Annotated in this window: 13 protein-coding genes; 10 read left to right on the top strand and 3 right to left on the bottom strand. The window is 66.8% G+C overall.

The genetic code is table 11. From position 1 onward, the window contains the following. Nucleotides 1-45: 45 nt before the first annotated feature. Entirely contained in the window at nt 46-798 is a 753-nt protein-coding gene (locus tag E1263_RS30810) for an N-acetyltransferase (RefSeq protein WP_132173737.1), read from the bottom strand. A 24-nt stretch (nt 799-822) separates the two neighbouring features. Between E1263_RS30810 and E1263_RS30805 the strand changes: the two genes are divergently transcribed. After that, a complete protein-coding gene (locus E1263_RS30805; RefSeq protein WP_132173735.1) occupies nt 823-3,048 on the top strand; it encodes a hypothetical protein in 2,226 nt (741 codons plus the stop codon). Here the strand turns inward: E1263_RS30805 and E1263_RS30800 are convergent. Further along, nucleotides 3,033-4,040 (bottom strand): PseG/SpsG family protein, encoded by a 1,008-nt coding sequence (locus E1263_RS30800; protein WP_238161673.1) that lies wholly within the window; start codon nt 4,038-4,040, stop codon nt 3,033-3,035. The genes E1263_RS30805 and E1263_RS30800 overlap by 16 nt on opposite strands. Before the next feature lie 99 nt (nt 4,041-4,139). Between E1263_RS30800 and pseB the strand changes: the two genes are divergently transcribed. The 9 genes from pseB to E1263_RS30755 all read left to right on the top strand — a co-directional run bounded on the left by pseB (nt 4,140) and on the right by E1263_RS30755 (nt 15,868). Beyond that, on the top strand, nt 4,140-5,123 hold the full coding sequence (gene pseB / locus E1263_RS30795) for a UDP-N-acetylglucosamine 4,6-dehydratase (inverting) (RefSeq protein ID WP_132173733.1): 984 nt from the start codon (nt 4,140-4,142) through the stop codon (nt 5,121-5,123). Then, nucleotides 5,123-6,247: a DegT/DnrJ/EryC1/StrS family aminotransferase gene (locus E1263_RS30790; protein WP_132173731.1), complete on the top strand. Its 1,125-nt coding sequence runs from the start codon at nt 5,123-5,125 to the stop codon at nt 6,245-6,247. Before pseB ends, E1263_RS30790 begins: the two co-directional genes overlap by 1 nt. A 20-nt stretch (nt 6,248-6,267) precedes the next feature. Further along, on the top strand, nt 6,268-7,620 hold the full coding sequence (locus E1263_RS30785; protein ID WP_238161672.1) for a class I SAM-dependent methyltransferase: 1,353 nt from the start codon (nt 6,268-6,270) through the stop codon (nt 7,618-7,620). After that, nucleotides 7,620-8,435: a hypothetical protein gene (locus E1263_RS30780; protein WP_132173729.1), complete on the top strand. Its 816-nt coding sequence runs from the start codon at nt 7,620-7,622 to the stop codon at nt 8,433-8,435. The genes E1263_RS30785 and E1263_RS30780 overlap by 1 nt, the downstream gene beginning before the upstream one ends. Beyond that, a complete protein-coding gene (locus E1263_RS30775) occupies nt 8,423-9,160 on the top strand; it encodes a cytidylyltransferase domain-containing protein (RefSeq protein WP_238161671.1) in 738 nt (245 codons plus the stop codon). The genes E1263_RS30780 and E1263_RS30775 overlap by 13 nt, the downstream gene beginning before the upstream one ends. Before the next feature lie 38 nt (nt 9,161-9,198). Continuing rightward, complete coding sequence (locus tag E1263_RS30770; RefSeq protein WP_132173727.1) at nt 9,199-10,014, top strand: class I SAM-dependent methyltransferase; 816 nt, start codon at nt 9,199-9,201, stop codon at nt 10,012-10,014. Nucleotides 10,015-10,106: 92 nt separating this feature from the next. Continuing rightward, complete coding sequence (locus E1263_RS30765) at nt 10,107-10,448, top strand: DUF485 domain-containing protein (RefSeq protein WP_132173725.1); 342 nt, start codon at nt 10,107-10,109, stop codon at nt 10,446-10,448. Between the two features lie 11 nt (nt 10,449-10,459). Next, nucleotides 10,460-12,085, top strand: coding sequence for a solute symporter family protein (locus E1263_RS30760; protein WP_132173753.1), 1,626 nt, complete (start codon nt 10,460-10,462; stop codon nt 12,083-12,085). Between the two features lie 195 nt (nt 12,086-12,280). After that, the gene (locus E1263_RS30755; RefSeq protein WP_132173723.1) at nt 12,281-15,868 is read left to right on the top strand and encodes a discoidin domain-containing protein; all 3,588 of its coding nucleotides are present in this window, start codon (nt 12,281-12,283) and stop codon (nt 15,866-15,868) included. Nucleotides 15,869-16,282: 414 nt separating this feature from the next. Here the strand turns inward: E1263_RS30755 and E1263_RS30750 are convergent, their stop codons facing one another. Next, nucleotides 16,283-17,053 carry a winged helix-turn-helix domain-containing protein gene (locus E1263_RS30750; protein ID WP_132173721.1) on the bottom strand — a complete coding sequence of 257 codons (771 nt, stop codon included), beginning with the start codon at nt 17,051-17,053 and terminating at the stop codon, nt 16,283-16,285. Nucleotides 17,054-17,228 lie beyond the last annotated feature (175 nt).

Below are 17,228 nucleotides of genomic sequence, written 5' to 3'. Positions count from 1 at the left end.
AGGCGGAACTCCCCTCGTCCGAGGGATGCGCCCTGGCCGCGCACCCTACGTAGCGGCAACGAGGTGAACTGTGAGGAGGTTATGCACCGGTTCGAACCCGTAACGTGCCCAGATGCGCTGAATTCCGGTCTGGTGCGCTTGGGTGGAGACCACCAGACGGCGCGTGGTGGCCGCATCCTCGATGGCGGACAGCAGGTGCCCGTAGCGTCCGCGACCCTGCTCAGCCGGTACGACGCCGGCCAGCTGGATCTCGGTCCACGAGCGCTGCTCGTCCACCGAGGCCAGTGCGAGCACCCGTCGGTCCGGACCGCGCAGCACGACCGCACCGGCCTCCCGGATCCGCCGCCGCGCCCACTCCTGTCGCCCAGCGAGCGCCACCGCCCGGTCGAACATCGGGTTGGCGCAGTAGTGGTTCCCGGAGTCGCCGAAGATGTCCGCGACCACGTCATCTACCAGTACGTCGTCCGCCGTCGGCTCGAGCTTGGCCGTGAAACCGGCCAGTGGCGCCGGCCGTCGGCCCTTGCCAGCCGGGAGCGACCAGTACACGACGGTGTCGGCCAGCAGCGGTCGACGCGGCCCGTCGGACAGTGCGGCGAACCAGCTCGTCTCCCGCGCCGGATAGCGCAGCACGACAACATCGGCCGTCGACCGCTCCACCGCAGCAAGCACCTCGGCGAGCGGCGTCCCGGCCGAGGCAGACACCGACATGCGATCGATCGAGACACCGAACCGCTTTGCCGCGTCCACCGAAGGGCGGATGCTCAGTTCACCCGATTCAAGCGCTTCGTACCAACTCATAGTGATTCACTCTAGGGTGAGCGCATGCGCGCACGGGCACGGCGGCGGGGGCCGCGTACGGCGGGGCCGTCCCTGACAGGGTTATTGGCCGGCGTCGCCGTCGGCATCTTGGCGATCGTGTTGCTGCTGCAGCACGCCAGTGTGTTCGAGGTCGGCCGGTTCGTACTGTTCAGCGCCTTCGGCGTTGCACTGCCCGGGTTCGCGCTGTGGCGGGTGGTCGGCAACTACGGCCGCAACCTGGTCGAGGACCTGGCCGGTGGCTTCGCAGTGGGGACCGCCGGACAGATCGTGGTCTACCTGGCGGCCTCGTCGGTCGGACAGCAGGCCTGGTCCTGGGTGTGGGGTCCGGTCGTATTGGTCCTGACATTCATCGACCGCGACATCCGGGAGCGGGTCTGGCGCCGAGTGGCCGAACCACTCCGGCCGCTGCAGGCGTGGCTGTTCGCACTGTCGACCAGCATCGTCGTGCTGGTCGTCTACCGGCGCGGTCCGGGTCAGTTCCTGCCTGCCTACGCCGATCCGCTTCGCTCGTACCCCGATCTGGCGTTCCAGCAGGCTGTGGCGGCCAGTGCGAAGTACGACGTACCGGTTGCGACGTTGTGGCTCGGTGGTGAGCCGATGAAGTACCACTCCTTCTACCACCAGTCGACGGCTGCGACGGCGTGGGCGACGCGGATCGACCTGACCGACCTCATCCACTCGCTGACCTGGCTGCCGCTGTTCCTGGCTGGATGCGGGCTGATCTTCGCGCTGGCCAGCCGGTTCGCTCCGACTGCCGAGACTGGTGCCACCTGGGCCGGGCCACTCGCCGTACTGATCGCTGGGCTCGGCGGTGCGCTGCAGCCGCTGGCGCATGCCGGTCTGGGCGGGGTGTCCACCGCTGTGGCGGCCTACCTGAGTCCTACACAGAACTTGGGCGTCATGATCGCCATGGCGCTCTGTGTGGTGGCTGTCGACCTGCTGCGTGCTGAGGCGCCGCGGAGTCGCTGGGTGTTACTGGTTCTGCTCGCACTGGTTGCTGCGGGCGCTAAGTCGACGATTTTGCCCTTGCTGGGCTTGGGATTCGCGTTCGCCTTCGTTCACGCAGGCATGGTGCGCAAGAGCAACCGGACCGCGTTGCTGGGCGGGCTGCTGGCGTTTGTCGTGTTCATCGCCGCGCTGCTGACGATCTTCGGCGGGAGCACGTGGGGTACGGAGATCAAGCCGTTCAAGACCTTCATCCAGCTCTCGCCGTACTCGCTGTTTGCCGGGAGTCCGCATGCACAGCTGCTGAACGCGGTGACCACTCTGCTGAGCTGGGGGCTCGCAGCAGTCGGGATGTGGTTCCTCGGCCGCAAGTGGCGCGACGTCGGCGCGGTGTTCCTCCTCGGCTTCGCCGTCGCAGGACTGGCCGGGACCATGCTGACCGCACAGTCCGGCATCAGCCAGCTCTACTTCCTCCGTACGGCGTTCCCCGCGGTAGCTGTGCTCGCCTGCATCGGACTGGCCAACCTGGTCGGCCAGTTGGGTGATCGGCGAGGTGTGGTGCTCGTCGGTGCCGCAGGGGCCCTCAGCCTGGCTGCGCTCGCAGTAGCGCGCTCACAATCCGCTGACCTCAAAGGCGTGAGCGGCCCATGGCTCTGGACGCTAGCAGCGCTCCTGCTCGTCGGAGTCGTCGTGGGGCTTGGCTGGAAGGCCTTCCGTCGGCCGGGGAACGTCGGAGTCGCGATAGCGGCCGCTGCGGTAGCGGCATCCATGATCGGCGCAGTGCTGGTGCCACTGCAGGCGCTGGTGTCGGACAGTGCGTCCAATCTGATCTACGCCAAGACCATGCGGGGCGGTGCGACGACAGCCGAGGCCGATGCGGCCCGATGGTTGCAGCAGCACACCCAGCCGGGTGCGCTGATCGCCACCAACGCGCACTGCATCATTCAGCGCGACAACGTCTGCGACAGCCGGCACTTCTGGCTCGCTGCCCTCTCCGAACGCCCGATCCTCGTCGAAGGCTGGTCCTACTCGAACCAGGCCAACCGGATCGCTCTGGAGACCAACGCCAACCCGAGCCTGATCCCCTACTGGGACAGCGGCAAGCTGGCCACCAACGACACCGCCTTCAGGTCCCCGTCGGCCGACATCATCCAGCGCCTGCGCAACGCCGGCGTCCGCTACCTGTACGCCGACCGCCGGGCCGGTGAGGTGTCGCCGAAGCTCGGCAGTTTCGTCAGCATCCGGCACGCGACGCTGGACGTGACCATCTACGAGATCAAGTGAAGCAACGCGTCAGCCACGCGGACACGGCCTTGACCATCAACCAACTGCCATCCGGCAGCCGCTAGGCGGTTTCGCTCAGTCGCATCTGTCAGGAGCCGCTTGAGCACAGCAGCCGCCGCGGTCGGGTCCTCCCGAATATCGGAGAGCACTCCAACACCGGCTGCGGTCCCGGTGGCGATGGCACGTTCGTAGCCCATCACCTGGTTGTCCACGACGCACACCAATCCAGCGGTCGCGCCAAGGCACAGCAGCTCCCAGGTCGACGTACCGGACGCACTGATGACCACATCCGCCTCGCGAACGGCAGCAGCCAACTGATCTGTCGGGCCAACCACCTTCACCTGAGCCGAGACCGCAGCAACAGCAGCGGCCAGCTCTGGCGTCGGAGCGACCACAGTCGCGTCAAAAGGAACACCAGTCGCGACCAGTGCTCGGGTGACCGCCGGACCGGCGGCAAACGCATCAGTACCGCCAAAGAACGCAAACACCTTCGGTACGGCGACCTGTCGCAGCGCAGGTGGTTCGGGCGGGCGCAGCGCGCGGATCTCGTCCCGGATCATCACGTAATCGAGTCCCGCGAGCCGGGCCGAGCGAGCAGGCAGGACGGGGTGATCCAGCTCGGCCGAGAGGTTCTGGTCGACCAGGACGTCCGCCTCAGCACCCCGCAAGTCCCCGTCCACAATCGCGAGAGTCGGCACTCCGGTTGATCGCACTGCTGGATAGACCGCCGCGTCCAGGTCATACGAGTCGAACACCACAGCGTCGTACCGACTCAGCAGCTCCACATGCTCAGCCGGCGACCACACCGCCGGCCGCACCCCAATCCCCCGCGCAGCGATCTGTCCAGCCGCCCAGGGGACAGTGTGGGCGTCACAGATGAATTCGACGGTGAGACCGCGTCGCTGCAGCTCTTCTGCCAAGGCCAAGCAGCGCATCACATGCCCGATCCCCCGCAGCGGGCCGACATCGCAGCGCACTCCGACATGTCTCACGCACAGACCGTATCCAAGTGGATTGAAAGGCTTCCTAACCGGGCAGCTATTGTTTCGGGGCGGCAACCGCACCCGTCCGTCAGAAGGAGCCTGCTCGACGTGTCTATCCTCACCGGCTCCGACATACTCGTCACCGGCGGCACCGGGTCTTTCGGCCGGGCGTTCGTGAAGCACGCGCTGGACGTCCTGAATCCGCGCCGGATCATCGTTTTCAGCCGGGACGAGCTGAAGCAGTGGGAGGTCCGCCAACGGTTCGGCGACGACCCGCGACTGCGGTTCTTCCTCGGCGACGTGCGCGATCGGCCGCGGCTGTTGCGGGCCATGCACCGGGTCGACTACGTCGTCCACGCGGCCGCGCTCAAGCAGGTCGACAGCGGTGAGTACAACCCGTGGGAGTTCGTCCAGACGAACGTGATCGGCTCCCAGAACGTGATCGAGGCCTCGATCGACTCCGGGGTCAAACGCGTCGTCGCACTGTCGACCGACAAGGCCTCCAGCCCGATCAACCTGTACGGCGCCACCAAGCTGACCGCGGACAAGCTGTTCATCAACGGCAACCACTACGCGGCGGCGTACGACACCCGGTTCGCCGTGGTGCGGTACGGGAACGTGATGGGCAGCCGCGGGTCGATCATCCCGAAGTTCCGCGCGCTGCACGCGGCCGGGCAGTCGCTGCCGATCACCGATCTGCGCTGCACGCGGTTCCTGATCACGCTGCCGCAGGCGGTGGAGTTCGTGGTCGACTCGTTCGAGATGATGAGCGGCGGCGAGCTGTACGTGCCGCGGATCCCGTCGATGAAGGTGACCGACCTGGCCGAGGCGATCGCCCCCGGCGCGACCATGCACGACGCCGGGCTGCGCCCGGGCGAGAAATTGCACGAAGAGATGATCAGCCCCGAGGAGGGCCGGCGCGTGCTCGCGCTCGGCAACCGCTTCGTGCTGCAGCCTGACCTCGCGACCTGGGGCTACATCGCGCCAGAGGGCGGCGTACAGCTGGATGAGGGGTTCCACTACGCGTCGAACACGAACGACCAGTGGTACACGATCGAGGAGATTCAGAAGATTCTCGAGGTTGATCAGTAGTGCTCCCGTACGGTCGGCAGTCCATCTCTGCGGCGGATATCGCCGCGGTGACGGCTGTTCTGCAGGGGGATTGGCTCACGACCGGGCCGGCTGTCACCGCCTTTGAAGACGCCATCTCAGAGCTGAGTGGTGGGCATCGGGCGGTTAGCTGTACGTCGGGGACCGCGGCGCTGCATATTGCGTACGCCGCGCTCGGCGTCGGGCCGGGCGATGAAGTGGTGACAACGCCGATGACGTTCGTCGCGACTGCTTCGTGTGCCGCGTTGCTCGGTGCGCGGGTGGTTTTCGCCGACGTGGATCCGGACACCGCGCTCATCTCACCCGAGGCTGTGGCCGCAGTGACGACTGAGCGGACGAAGGTCATCGCGGCCGTCGACTACGCCGGCCAGGCTGCGAACTATGCGGCGCTGCAGCCGCTGGCCGACGCGGTGGGCGCGCGGACGGTGGCGGACGCGGCGCATTCGATCGGCGGGAGCGCCGATGGGCGTCCGGTCGGGGATTTGGCCGACGTGACGACGATGTCGTTCTTCCCGACGAAGAACCTGACCACCGGCGAGGGCGGCGCGGTGGTCTGCAAGGACCCGGCGGTCGGCCAGCGGGCGCACGAGTTCCACTTCATCGGGCTCGTTCGAGACGCTGACCGGTTCGAGCTCGTCGATGAGGGCCCTTGGCACCAGGAGGTGCACGAATTCGGGGTGAATTACCGGCTGACCGACCTCGGGGCTGCTCTCGGCCTCTCGCAGCTCGCGAGGTTGGCGGCGTTCAAGCAGCGCCGGGCGGAGATCACGGCGCGGTACAACGAGGCGTTGGCTGGGGTCGACGGACTCCGTACGCCGGTCCAGCGGGCAGGCGTCGATCCGGCCTGGCACCTGTATCCGGTCCGCGTGCTCGACGGGCGCCGGCGGGAAATCTTCGAGGGAATGCGAGCCGCCGGGATCGGTGTCCAGGTGAATTACATCCCCGTCTACTGGCATCCTGTGTTCGCACGGCAGGGCTACCAGCGCGGCCTGTGCCCGAACGCGGAGGCCTTCTATGCCGAGGAGCTCTCCCTCCCGCTCTACCCGGACCTCACCGACAACGACGTCGACCGGGTGATCGAGACTCTGCTACGACTGGTTGCCTAAAGACCCCAGAATGGTGTGACGTGACTGAAGTGACCCGATCGAATCTGGTCGGTGGAGAGATGCTGAACTGGTCGGATCTCCATCCGGCCGACGCTCGTCCCGCTGCCGGTGGGCCGGCCGCCGTTTCGCTCCTGGCCGCTGCCTTGCGCGCCGGTGACGCCGTCCTCGTCGCGGGCCCGCACGCAGCTGTCCTGTACGCCGATCTGGTGGCGGTCGCGGAGTCGGTCGACATCCTGGTCCGGTCGGCACCTGATGCGGAGGAGCTGGCGGAGACGCTCGGGAACGCGAAGACGCAGGTCTACTGCGGTTCGCTGGACCGGTTCGAGACGTCTGAAACGTACGACCTGATCGTTGCGCTCGACGGGTTGGAGCGGACGGTCGGTCCGGACACCGAGTCGCTGCCCTGGTCGGAGGCGTTGTCCAAGCTGACCACCCGCTTGGCCCCCAACGGACGGTTGTTGCTCGGCGCAACAAATAGCTTCAGCGTCAACCGGATGATCCAGCCGGACATCACGGCGGCCCTGCCGAGGGACGAGGACTGGGGACGGGCGGTGAACGATACCGCTCCAGCCGGTTTGAAAGCACTCCAGGCAGAACTTCAAGGACAGATCGTCGGCGTGTATCCGTCGTTGGTTGAGGCCGACGTCATGGCAGGCGACAACCTGCAGCTGACGGCGGCTCGTGCGGCTCGGGTTGTTGCTGAGCGCAACAGTGGGCCGACACTGCTGGATCCGTACCGGGTGGTGATGGATGCTGCTCATGCCGGGTTGCTGGTGGAATTGGCGCCTGCTTGGTATGTCGCGGTTGGTGTTGAGGTGTCGATCGAGTCCGCCGCGGGCGAGTTGGTGGAGGAACGACTGCTAGCCGCACTGCGGGTGGACGACCAGTTGGCGCTGCGGCGAGAGGTCGTGGCCTACGTCGAGTGGTTGCGGACAGCACCTAAAACGGGCGCTGCGGACAACGTGATCGTGGCTGGGACGTCGTACCGGTTATTCGAGGGCGACGGCGGCGGGACGATTGAGGAGCACCTGGCGCGGTTTGCTCGGCGGGCGCTGGAAAGTGGCTCTCGGCAACCATGGCCGGTGGGCGGGGATGCTCAGGCGTTGACCGCGCGATTGGCAGCGATGGTGGGTTTGACGGTGAGCGACGTACCGGGGACAGCCGAGGTTCTCCGACCGCTCGGTAGTGCTGAGCAGCTCGCCACTGTCGCGCGCTTGGCGGATGAGTTGGCGCATTCCAGCGCGCGGGCGATTCTGTTCCAGGGCACGATCAACGGGATTCGGAAGTCGGTTCCTTATCGGCTGGGGCATGCGATGCTCAATCCGGCGCGCGTGGTCCGGCGCCGGTTGAAGCGTGCCTTGCGGAGGCGCTGATGCATCACGCCAACCACTTCTACGGGCACGCCGACGTGCTGGCGTCCTACGCCGGGCTCCGCAAGACTCGCGCGATCTGGGGCTACCTCCAGCACGGCTGGAACATCCTGGACGGCTTTGCCCACGGCACCAATTTCGCGGCCGGAATGCCTAAGTATGTATGGACCGACAGTGTCCGGCGACGCGGGCAGTCGATGGGCATCCGGAACTACGCGGTGATCGGCTCGGTCTGGCTGTATCTGCTGAAGAACCACCCGAAGCTGGCGACCCAGGACAAGAAAGCGAAGGGCACACTCTTCTATCCCTTCCACGGCTGGGAAGGCCAGAACGTCCTCGGCGACCACGGCCGGATCGTTGCCTCGATCAACGACCACGAGACCGGCCCGGTGACCGTCTGCCTGTACTGGAACGAATACCACCAGCCCGCCATCCGCAAGGTCTACGAGGACGCCGGGTTCCGCGTCATCACCCACGGCTATCGCGGTCTGCACTGGCGCAAGACCGACCCCGACTTCCTGGTCAAGCAACTCCGCGAGCTCCGCGGCCACACCCGCGTCGCCTCCAACCGGCTCAGCTCCGCCGTCCTGTACGGCGCCTCGGTCGGACTGCAGCCTGGGGTGTACGGCGACCCGATGGTGCTGGAGAACGAGCACCCGTCCTTCGGTGGGCAGGCGCGGATCAAGCGGCTGTGGCCGGAGATGGACCAGCCGTTCGTCCCAGCGGCGATCGCCAAGGAGTTCACCGACACCGAACTGGGAGTGGACCACGTCGTCTGCCCGGCCGAGATCCGGGAGCTGTTCCGATGGAACGACTGAACATCGGCATCGTGACCCAGGTCCGCGTCACGAGCTCGCGGTTACCGGCCAAGGTGCTGCTCACCGCCGGTGGGCACTCGTTCCTGGAGCATCACCTCCACCGGCTCCAGGAGACCGGTCTCCCGGTGATTATCGCGACCACCACGAACTACCACGACGACGTCATCCTCGAGGTGGCCAAGCACGCCGGCGTTCCGGTGTTCCGGGGCTCTGAGGACGACGTACTGAGCCGGTTCGCGGGCGCGGCGCGGGCGCACGAGCTGGACGGGCTGGTCCGGGTCACGTCGGACTGCCCGCTGATCGACCCCACGATCATCGCGGCCGGCGTCGACCGCTGGCGGTCCGAGAAGGACCCGAACCTCTACATCTCGAACTGCCTCGAACGCACCTACCCCCGCGGGATGGACTACGAGATCTTCTCCGCCGCCCGCCTGTACGACGCGGAGGAGCGGGCGACTCTGCAGGCCGACCGCGAGCACGTCACGCCGTACCTGCACCAGAACCGGTCCGGCGAAATGCGCCTGCTGAACCTCCCTTGGACCGGCGGCGGAGCGTCGTACCGGCTCTGTCTGGACACTCCGGACGACTGGAAGTTGCTCGACGCACTCTTCGAGGACCACGCCGCGACCGGCCTGAATTGTGCCGAACTGGTCGAGATTCTGGACACACATCCCGAACTGTCTGCGCTCAACGCACACATCGAGCAGAAGAAGCTCGGCGAGTAGCAACGCGCAATTGGTCGGCTACGGCATGATTTACCGTGATGAGCACCGATGAGCCAGCACCCGACCTCAGCGACACGGCCCGCGCCGCGTCGTTCGGGGCCGTCGCGGCCGCGTACGACGCGGGCCGCCCGACCTTTCCGGTCGATGCGGTGACCTGGATCCTCGGTCCGGGGCGCGGGCTGCAGGTGCTTGACCTGGGCGCCGGCACCGGGAAGCTGGCGGCGATCGCCGCGGAGCTCGGGCATCACGTGATTGCCGTCGACCCGTCCGAGGAGATGCTGTCCGTCTGCCGGAAGCGGCCGGGGATCGACACGATGGTCGGCGCGGCCGAGTCCATCCCGCTCGCGCACGGCTCGGTGGACGCGGTCATCGTCGGGCAGGCCTTCCACTGGTTCGAGCACGCTCGCGCGCTCCCCGAGATCGCCCGGGTGCTGCGACCGAACGGCGTACTGGGTCTGCTGTGGAACAACCCCGACGTCGTGGTCCCGTGGGTACGCCGGATGATGCAGGCGCTGCAGGGCCCGGACAACCACGGCACGGACCGGTTCGATCCGGTGCCGACGCTGCTCCAGTCCGACATGTTCGACGGGGTGGAGACCGCGCGGTACCGGCACTGGCAGGACCTGGACCGCGGCAGCCTGCGTCAGCTTGCGGAGTCGCACTCCCGGATCGCGACCCTGACCGACTCCCGTCGCGAGACGGTGCTCGAGCAGGTCGACGCGATCTACGAGGCCAGCGCCCGGCCGCCGGAGCCGCTGCGGATGCCGTACTTCACCGACTGTTTCCGGACCAGGCCGAGCGACCTGGCCAACTACCGCCGCACCCTCGACGCGCCGGTCGCCCCACATCTGTAACGCCCCGTAGCGGGTGAGCACAGCCTGAAACGTTTTGGTTGCGGACACGCCCGTTAAGTCACAAACACCCTACTTAGGGCTAACGTGCCTGCATGGACGAGGATGTCGTGCGCGAGCGGGATGCCCGCGCCTATGAGGCCGTGCACGACGCGGCCGACTTCACCGAGCTCAAACGCCGGTACAAGAACTTCGTGGTGCCCTGGACCATCGCCTTCATGGCGTGGTACCTGGCCTATGTCGCCTGCAACAACTGGGCGCGCGGGTTCATGAACACCCAGGTGATCGGCCACATCAACGTGGCACTGATCTTCGGGCTGCTGCAGTTCGTGTCGACCTTCGCGATCGCCGCGATCTACGGCCGGTTCGCGAACCGCAAGCTCGATCCGCTGGCCGCCGGCCTGAACGCCAAGTACAAGAGGGAGCGCCGCCGGTGAGTCTCATTCCGATGCTGATCCCGTTGGCGGAGACGGGCAACCGGACGCTGACCATCTCGCTGTTCTCGGCGGTTGTTGCCGTGACGCTGTACATCACCTGGTGGGCGTCGCGGCAGAACAAGACGACGGCCGACTACTACGCCGGTGGCCGCAACTTCAGCGGCGCGCAGAACGGCCTGGCCGTCGCCGGCGACTACATGTCGGCGGCATCCTTCCTCGGTATCTCCGGCTCGATCGCCCTCTACGGGTACGACGGCTTCCTCTACTCGATCGGGTTCCTGGTCGCGTGGCTGGTGGCGCTGCTGCTGGTCGCCGAGCTGCTGCGGAACTCCGGCCGGTTCACGATGGCCGACCAGCTGGCCTTCCGGATGAAGCAGAAGCCGGTCCGGACCGCGGCCGCCACCTCCACGATCGTGGTCTCGATCTTCTACCTGCTGGCCCAGATGGTCGGCGCCGGCTCGCTGGTCGGGCTGCTGCTCGGGGTGAAGAGCGAGGGCGTGAAGGCCGGCGTGATCATCCTGGTCGGTGCGCTGATGATCGTCTACGTGACGATCGGCGGGATGAAGGGCACCACCTGGGTGCAGATCGTGAAGGCCGTGCTGCTGATGACCGGCACCGTCCTGATCACCTTCCTGGTGCTGCTGAAATTCGACTTCAACATCTCCAAGCTGCTCGGTGCGGCCGCGGCGAACTCGGGTAAGGGCGAAGCGTTCCTGCAGCCGGGTCTGCTCTACGGCAAGGACCTGGTCGGCCAGATCGACTTCCTGTCCCTCGGCCTCGCACTCGTCCTCGGTACGGCGGGTCTGCCGCACATCCTGATTCGCTTCTACACGGTGCCGGACTCGCGGTCCGCGCGTCGGTCGGTGCAGTGGGCGATCGGCCTGATCGGCGCCTTCTACCTGATGACGCTGGCCCTCGGCTTCGGTGCCGCGGCCCTGATCAACACCGCCAAGGGCTCGCCGGTCGCGGAGTCCAAGGGCAACATCGCCTCACCGACTCTGGCCGAGGCGGTCGGTGGTGGCGCCGGTTCGGTCGGCGGGTCGATCCTGCTGGCGTTGATCGCGGCGGTTGCCTTCGCCACCATCCTTGCGGTGGTCGCGGGTCTGACGCTGACCTCGGCGTCGTCGTTCGCGCATGACCTGTACGCCAACGTCATCGCGAAGACGAAGCCGTCGGAGAAGAGCGAGCTGCGGGTGGCTCGGTTCGCAGCGATCGGGATCGGTGCGGTCGCGATCGCGCTGGCCATCCCGGCCCAGAAGCTGAACATCGCGTTCCTGGTCGCGCTGGCCTTCGCGGTGGCCGCGTCGGCGAACCTGCCGTCGCTGCTGTTCAACCTGTTCTGGAAGCGTTTCAACACCTCCGGCGCAGTCTGGAGCATCTACGGCGGCCTGATCTCCGCGGTCGGGCTCGTGGTCTTCTCGCCGGTCGTGTCGGGGAAGCCGACATCGATGATCACCGGCGCCGACTTCGCCTGGTTCCCGCTGTCCAACCCGGGCATCGTGTCGATCCCGCTCGGGTTCCTGTTCGGTGTCCTGGGCACGTACCTCGGCAAGGACCGGTCGTCGGAGGATCGCTACAAGGAACTGACCGTGCGTGCGCTCACCGGCGCCGGTGCGGAGACTGCTTCCAAGCACTGATCTATACCTCTTTGAAGCCCGGCTCGCTGTTGCGAGTCGGGCTTTTTGGGTTTTTCTCGAACCGTTGACGCTTTCGTAGCACTGCCGTAACAATGAGCCAGCGCTACGCAAGAAGTTGGCAAGTCTACGAAAGTTCCGGACTCCTCGCGTGGCGGCTCCGCCTTTTGCGTTCTCCACCGCCCATCAGGAGAGGCCATGCGAATCCCCCACTGGCGACTGCCCGTCGCCTTGCTCGCCGCGAGCCTGGCGTTGTCCGCCGGCTCACTCATTCACCCCACCTCGGGCGGTACGGCGAGTGCCGCCGTACTGGCCGGCCCGAACCTTGCCGCCGGTAAAGCCGCCTCGGCCAGCACCGTCAACCAGAGCTACGTCGCCTCGAACGCGACCGACGGCAACCAGGCGACCTACTGGGAGAGTGCCAACAACGCGTTCCCGCAGTGGGTCCAGGTCGACCTCGGCTCGTCGGTCGCCACCAACCAGGTCGTGCTCAAGCTGCCGAGCGGCTGGGGTTCGCGCAACCAGACCCTCGCGGTCCAGGGCAGCACCGACGGCCAGAACTTCAACGACCTGTCGGCGGCCGCCTCCCGCGCCTTCACCGCGCCTGCCAACACGGTCACCATCGACTACGGCAACTCGACGGTCCGGTACGTGCGGCTCCAGATCACCGCGAACACCGGTTGGCCGGCCGGACAGCTCTCCGAGCTCGAGGTCTACGGCCCGGCGACCGGTGACACCCAGGCTCCCACCGCCCCGGGCAGCCTGTCCTTCACCGAACCCGGCGCCGGCCAGATCCGGCTCGCCTGGAACGCGTCCACCGATAACACCGGTGTGACCGGGTACGACGTCTACGCGAACGGCCAGCTCCGCACCAGCGTGGCGGGGAACGTCCTGACCTACACGGACACCCAGCCGACCAGCTCGACGATCGCCTACTTCGTCCGGGCGAAAGATGCCGCCGGCAACCAGTCGCCGAACAGCAACACGGTGACCCGCAACGGCAGTCAGGGCCCGGGCAGCAACCTCGCGGCCGGCAAGCCGATCACCGCCTCCGGCTTCGTGCACACGTTCGTCGCGACCAACGCGAACGACGACAACGTGACGACGTACTGGGAAGGGAACGGCAACCCGGCAACGCTGACCACCGAGCTCGGCTCGAACGCCGACCTCAGCTCGATCGTGATCCGGCTCAACCCGGACTCGGCCTGGGGCGCGCGGACGCAGACCTTCTCGGTCCTCGGCCGCGAACAGTCCTCGTCGACGTTCACCACGATCGCCGCGAGCGCGTCGTACAACTTCAACCCGTCGTCGGGGAACCTGGTGACCATCCCGGTGAGTGCCCGGGTGGCCGACGTACGGCTGAACTTCACCGCGAACACCGGCGCACCTGCTGGTCAGGTCGCCGAGTTCCAGGTGATGGGTGTGCCGGCGCCGAACCCGGACCTGTCGCTCTCGAACGTGACGTGGACGCCGACCGCCCCGGTCGAGACCGACACGATCACGGTCCGCGCGACCGTCAACAACACCGGCTCGGCCGCCTCCGGCGCGACCGATGTGAACTTCTACCTCGGTACGACGAAGGTCGGTACGGCGGCAGTCGCGGCGATCGCGGCCGGCGGCTCGACGACGGTCAGTGCGTCGATCGGTGCGCGGGACGCGGGCAGCTACGCACTGAGCGCCAAAGTCGATGAGGGCAACACCGTCATCGAGCAGAACGACGCGAACAACTCGGCTTCCGCAGCGAGCGCGCTCGTGGTGACTCCGGTCGCCAGCTCGGACCTGATCGCGTCTGCGGTCAACTGGACGCCGAACAACCCGGCTGCGGGGAATAGCGTCGCCTTCTCGGTGATCCTGAAGAACCAGGGCAGTATCGCCACGGCTTCGGGTGCGCACGCGATCACGTTGACGCTGCTCAACGGGAGCTCGACGGTTGCCACGCTGACCGGGTCGTACAACGGTTCGCTGGCGGCAGGTGCCTCCACCTCGGCCATTGCCCTGGGCAACTGGACGGCGGCGAACGGACGGTACACCGTGCGCGTCGTACTGGCTGATGACGCCAACGAACTGCCGGTGAAGCGGACGAACAACACCAGCGAGCGGCCGTTCTTCGTGGGTCGCGGCGCGAACATGCCGTACGACCACCTGGAGGCCGAGGACGCCTCGGTCGGTGGCGGCGCGACGGTGATCGGCCCGAACCGGACCATCGGCGACCTTGCGGGTGAAGCCTCTGGCCGACGTGCGGTCACGCTGAACGCGAACGGCTCGTTCGTCGAGTTCACGACCCGGGCATCGACCAACACACTCGTCACCCGGTTCTCCATCCCCGACTCGTCCGGTGGTGGCGGTCAGGACTCGACGATCAACGTGTACGTGAACGGCACATTCCACAAGGCGTTGCCGCTCACCTCCAAGTACTCCTGGCTGTACGGCGCGGAGGCCGGCCCGAGCAACTCGCCGGGTGCGGGTCCGGCCCGGCACATCTACGACGAGGCGAGCATCATGCTCGACTCGACAGTGCCGGCCGGCTCCAAGATCAAACTGCAGAAGGACCCGGCGAACGGAACGACGTACTCGATCGACTTCGTCGACACCGAGCAGGTCACGCCGATCGCCAACCCTGGTGCGGGTTTCGTGACGCCGGCCGGGTTCACCCAGCAGGACGTGCAGGCCGCGATCGACCGGGTCCGCCAGGACACCACCCTGCAGGGCGTCTACCTGCCGGCCGGTACCTATCCGACCCAGTCGAAGTTCAACGTGTACGGCAAGGCGACCAAGATCGTCGGCGCCGGACCGTGGTTCACCAAGTTCGTGGCACCGCAGACCCAGGCCAACACCGACGTCGGGTTCGCATCCCAGTCGTCGGCGAACGGGTCGACGTTCAGCGGCTTCTCGTACTTCGGGAACTACGACAGCCGCAACGACGGTCCGGGCAAGGTGTTCGACTTCAACGGCACCGCCAACATGACCATCGACAACATCTGGGCCGAACACCAGATGTGCCTCTACTGGGGCGCCAACACCGACAATTCGACGATCAAGAACTCGCGGATCCGGAACTCGTTCGCCGACGGCATCAACATGACCAACGGCTCAGCCGGCAACACGGTCAGCAACAACGACGCCCGGTCCACCGGTGACGACAGTTTCGCCCTCTTCAACGCCATCGACGGTGGCGGCGGCGAGGTCCGGGACAACGTCTTCGAGAACCTGTCCGCGACGCTGACCTGGCGGGCCGCCGGCTTCGCGGTCTACGGCGGTACGAACAACATCTTCCGCAACCTGTACGCCGCGGACATGCTGACGTACCCCGGTGTCACGATCAGCTCGCTCGACTTCGGCATCCCGATGAACGGCTTCGGCGCCACCCCGCCGACCCAGTTCCAGAACGTCTCGATCGTCCGGTCCGGCGGTCATTTCTGGGGCAACCAGTCGTTCCCGGCGATGTGGATCTTCTCGGCCTCCAAGGTCTACCAGGGGATCCGCGTCAACGACCTCGACATCGTTGATCCGACGTACAGCGGGATCATGTTCCAGACCAACTACGTCGGCAGCCAGCCGCAGTTCCCGATCGCCGACACGATCTTCACCAACACGACGATCTCCGGAGCACGCAAGTCCGGCGACGCCTTCGACGCCAAGTCCGGCTTCGCCCTGTGGGCCAACGAGCTCCCCGAGCCCGGCCAGGGCCCGGCCGTCGGCAGCGTCACCTTCAACGGGCTGACGCTGTCCAACAACGCGGTCGACATCCGCAACACCACGTCCACCTTCACCATCAACCGCAACTAGCACCGAGCTCGATGGAGGGGCTTCCCTCGAGGCCCTTCCATCTGCCCCGATCTGCCCCAGGACGCTCCGGTGTTCTGGGGTGTTTCGCGTTACCGGGCATGCGAAAGTGCCTCGGTGCCGACCCATGTATTCGTTGACGAGAACAAAGTCAAAGGCCTGCTGATGGCTGCCGCCCACTGCCGCGCGGGTGACGTGGCGGTACATCGCAAAGCGCTCCGCCAGCTGCTGCTACGCCGTTCTGCCAGCTGCGCGAGCTCTAGAAAACGCGAAACCCGGCACGCCCACCGTCCGGTAGGCTTCCGGGTTCACTTCCAAGGGACTCATGTCCCGAGGCATTACCAACTGTAGCGGATTCATGGTGGGGCACCAGTGGATTTCGCGATCTGCCCCTGGAAACCCTTGGAAACCCCGGACTCAGCTGTTTTGCGTGAGAAGCGTGTGGGCGGTGGGGGTCAGGGAGTGCAGGGAGGTTCCCTGGGAGCGGTGGGTGGTGATCAGGGCGGCGGCGCGAAGGATGCGGGTGTGCTCCGAGGCCGAGGCCAGCGAGATGCGGACTCGGCGGGACAGTTGCGTCGTACTGGCTGGGGTGATGAGTGAGCGGAGGACCGCCGCTCGGGTGCGGCCGAGGAGGGCGGCCAAGGTGTCGGTGTCGGGGTCTTGGGGTTCGGCGGCGGGGCCGTCGGCGCAGGGGTAGATGAGGATGGGGCGGCGGCGCGGGTCATCGTCGACCAGGCACTCGGAGATGAGCGGCGAGGGATAGAGCTGGAGACCTCGACCTCGGAGATGGACGTCGAGGCTCTGGTCGGCGCGCAGGTTGTGAACGGTGAGGGTGGGGGCGGTCCAGTCGACATCCGGGTGCAGATTCGTGAACAGGGCTTCGGTGCCCCCGTGCATCAGAATGTGCGCACGCTGCGCGAGATCACCGGCGTACCGGCGGGAAAGCTCGTCGGAAGACCGGGCCAGGACGTTCCCGTGAAAATCCAGTACGGCGGTGCCGAGCGCCCTGCGCGCGGAGGCCCGGCCGGTGCGGAGTCCGTGCAGGTACGGGTCGATGGCGCGGGGGAAGCGCTCGTCGAGCTCCTCGCGGAAGACCTCGGCGGGGGTGTCCTCGAGCAGTTCGGCGGCCGGCTCCGCCGGAAACGCCACTCGCCCAAGATCTGCCGCGCTGAAGTGAATCCGGATCATGCCAGAACTCTCCCCCGTCGCCGCCCCCACCACGACCTTTTCGGCCCTCCGTCGCCGACTCCGGCCGTCAGGCCGCCGAAGAGCTCACCAAGCTCCTCGACCGCCTCGACCCCGACGAGCGCATCAAGGTCCTCGAAGCCGGCGAACTCCTAGACCGCATAGCCCGCGACCTCTA

The sequence above is a fragment of the Kribbella antibiotica genome, assembly GCF_004349055.1.
GTDB lineage: Bacteria > Actinomycetota > Actinomycetes > Propionibacteriales > Kribbellaceae > Kribbella > Kribbella antibiotica.
The sequence above is the reverse complement of the archived record's forward strand: the minus strand, read 5'-3'. Positions and strand labels throughout refer to the sequence as shown.

What these genes read in the sequence shown, in the direction of transcription:
- E1263_RS30810 (WP_132173737.1), bottom strand. Translation starts at nt 798, where the DNA reads ATGAGTTGGTACGAAGCGCTTGAATCGGGTGAACTGAGCATCCGCCCT.
- E1263_RS30805 (WP_132173735.1), top strand. Translation starts at nt 823, where the DNA reads ATGCGCGCACGGGCACGGCGGCGGGGGCCGCGTACGGCGGGGCCGTCC.
- E1263_RS30780 (WP_132173729.1), top strand. Translation starts at nt 7,620, where the DNA reads ATGCATCACGCCAACCACTTCTACGGGCACGCCGACGTGCTGGCGTCC.
- E1263_RS30775 (WP_238161671.1), top strand. Translation starts at nt 8,423, where the DNA reads ATGGAACGACTGAACATCGGCATCGTGACCCAGGTCCGCGTCACGAGC.
- E1263_RS30770 (WP_132173727.1), top strand. Translation starts at nt 9,199, where the DNA reads ATGAGCACCGATGAGCCAGCACCCGACCTCAGCGACACGGCCCGCGCC.
- E1263_RS30765 (WP_132173725.1), top strand. Translation starts at nt 10,107, where the DNA reads ATGGACGAGGATGTCGTGCGCGAGCGGGATGCCCGCGCCTATGAGGCC.
- E1263_RS30760 (WP_132173753.1), top strand. Translation starts at nt 10,460, where the DNA reads ATGCTGATCCCGTTGGCGGAGACGGGCAACCGGACGCTGACCATCTCG.
- E1263_RS30755 (WP_132173723.1), top strand. Translation starts at nt 12,281, where the DNA reads ATGCGAATCCCCCACTGGCGACTGCCCGTCGCCTTGCTCGCCGCGAGC.
- E1263_RS30750 (WP_132173721.1), bottom strand. Translation starts at nt 17,053, where the DNA reads ATGATCCGGATTCACTTCAGCGCGGCAGATCTTGGGCGAGTGGCGTTT.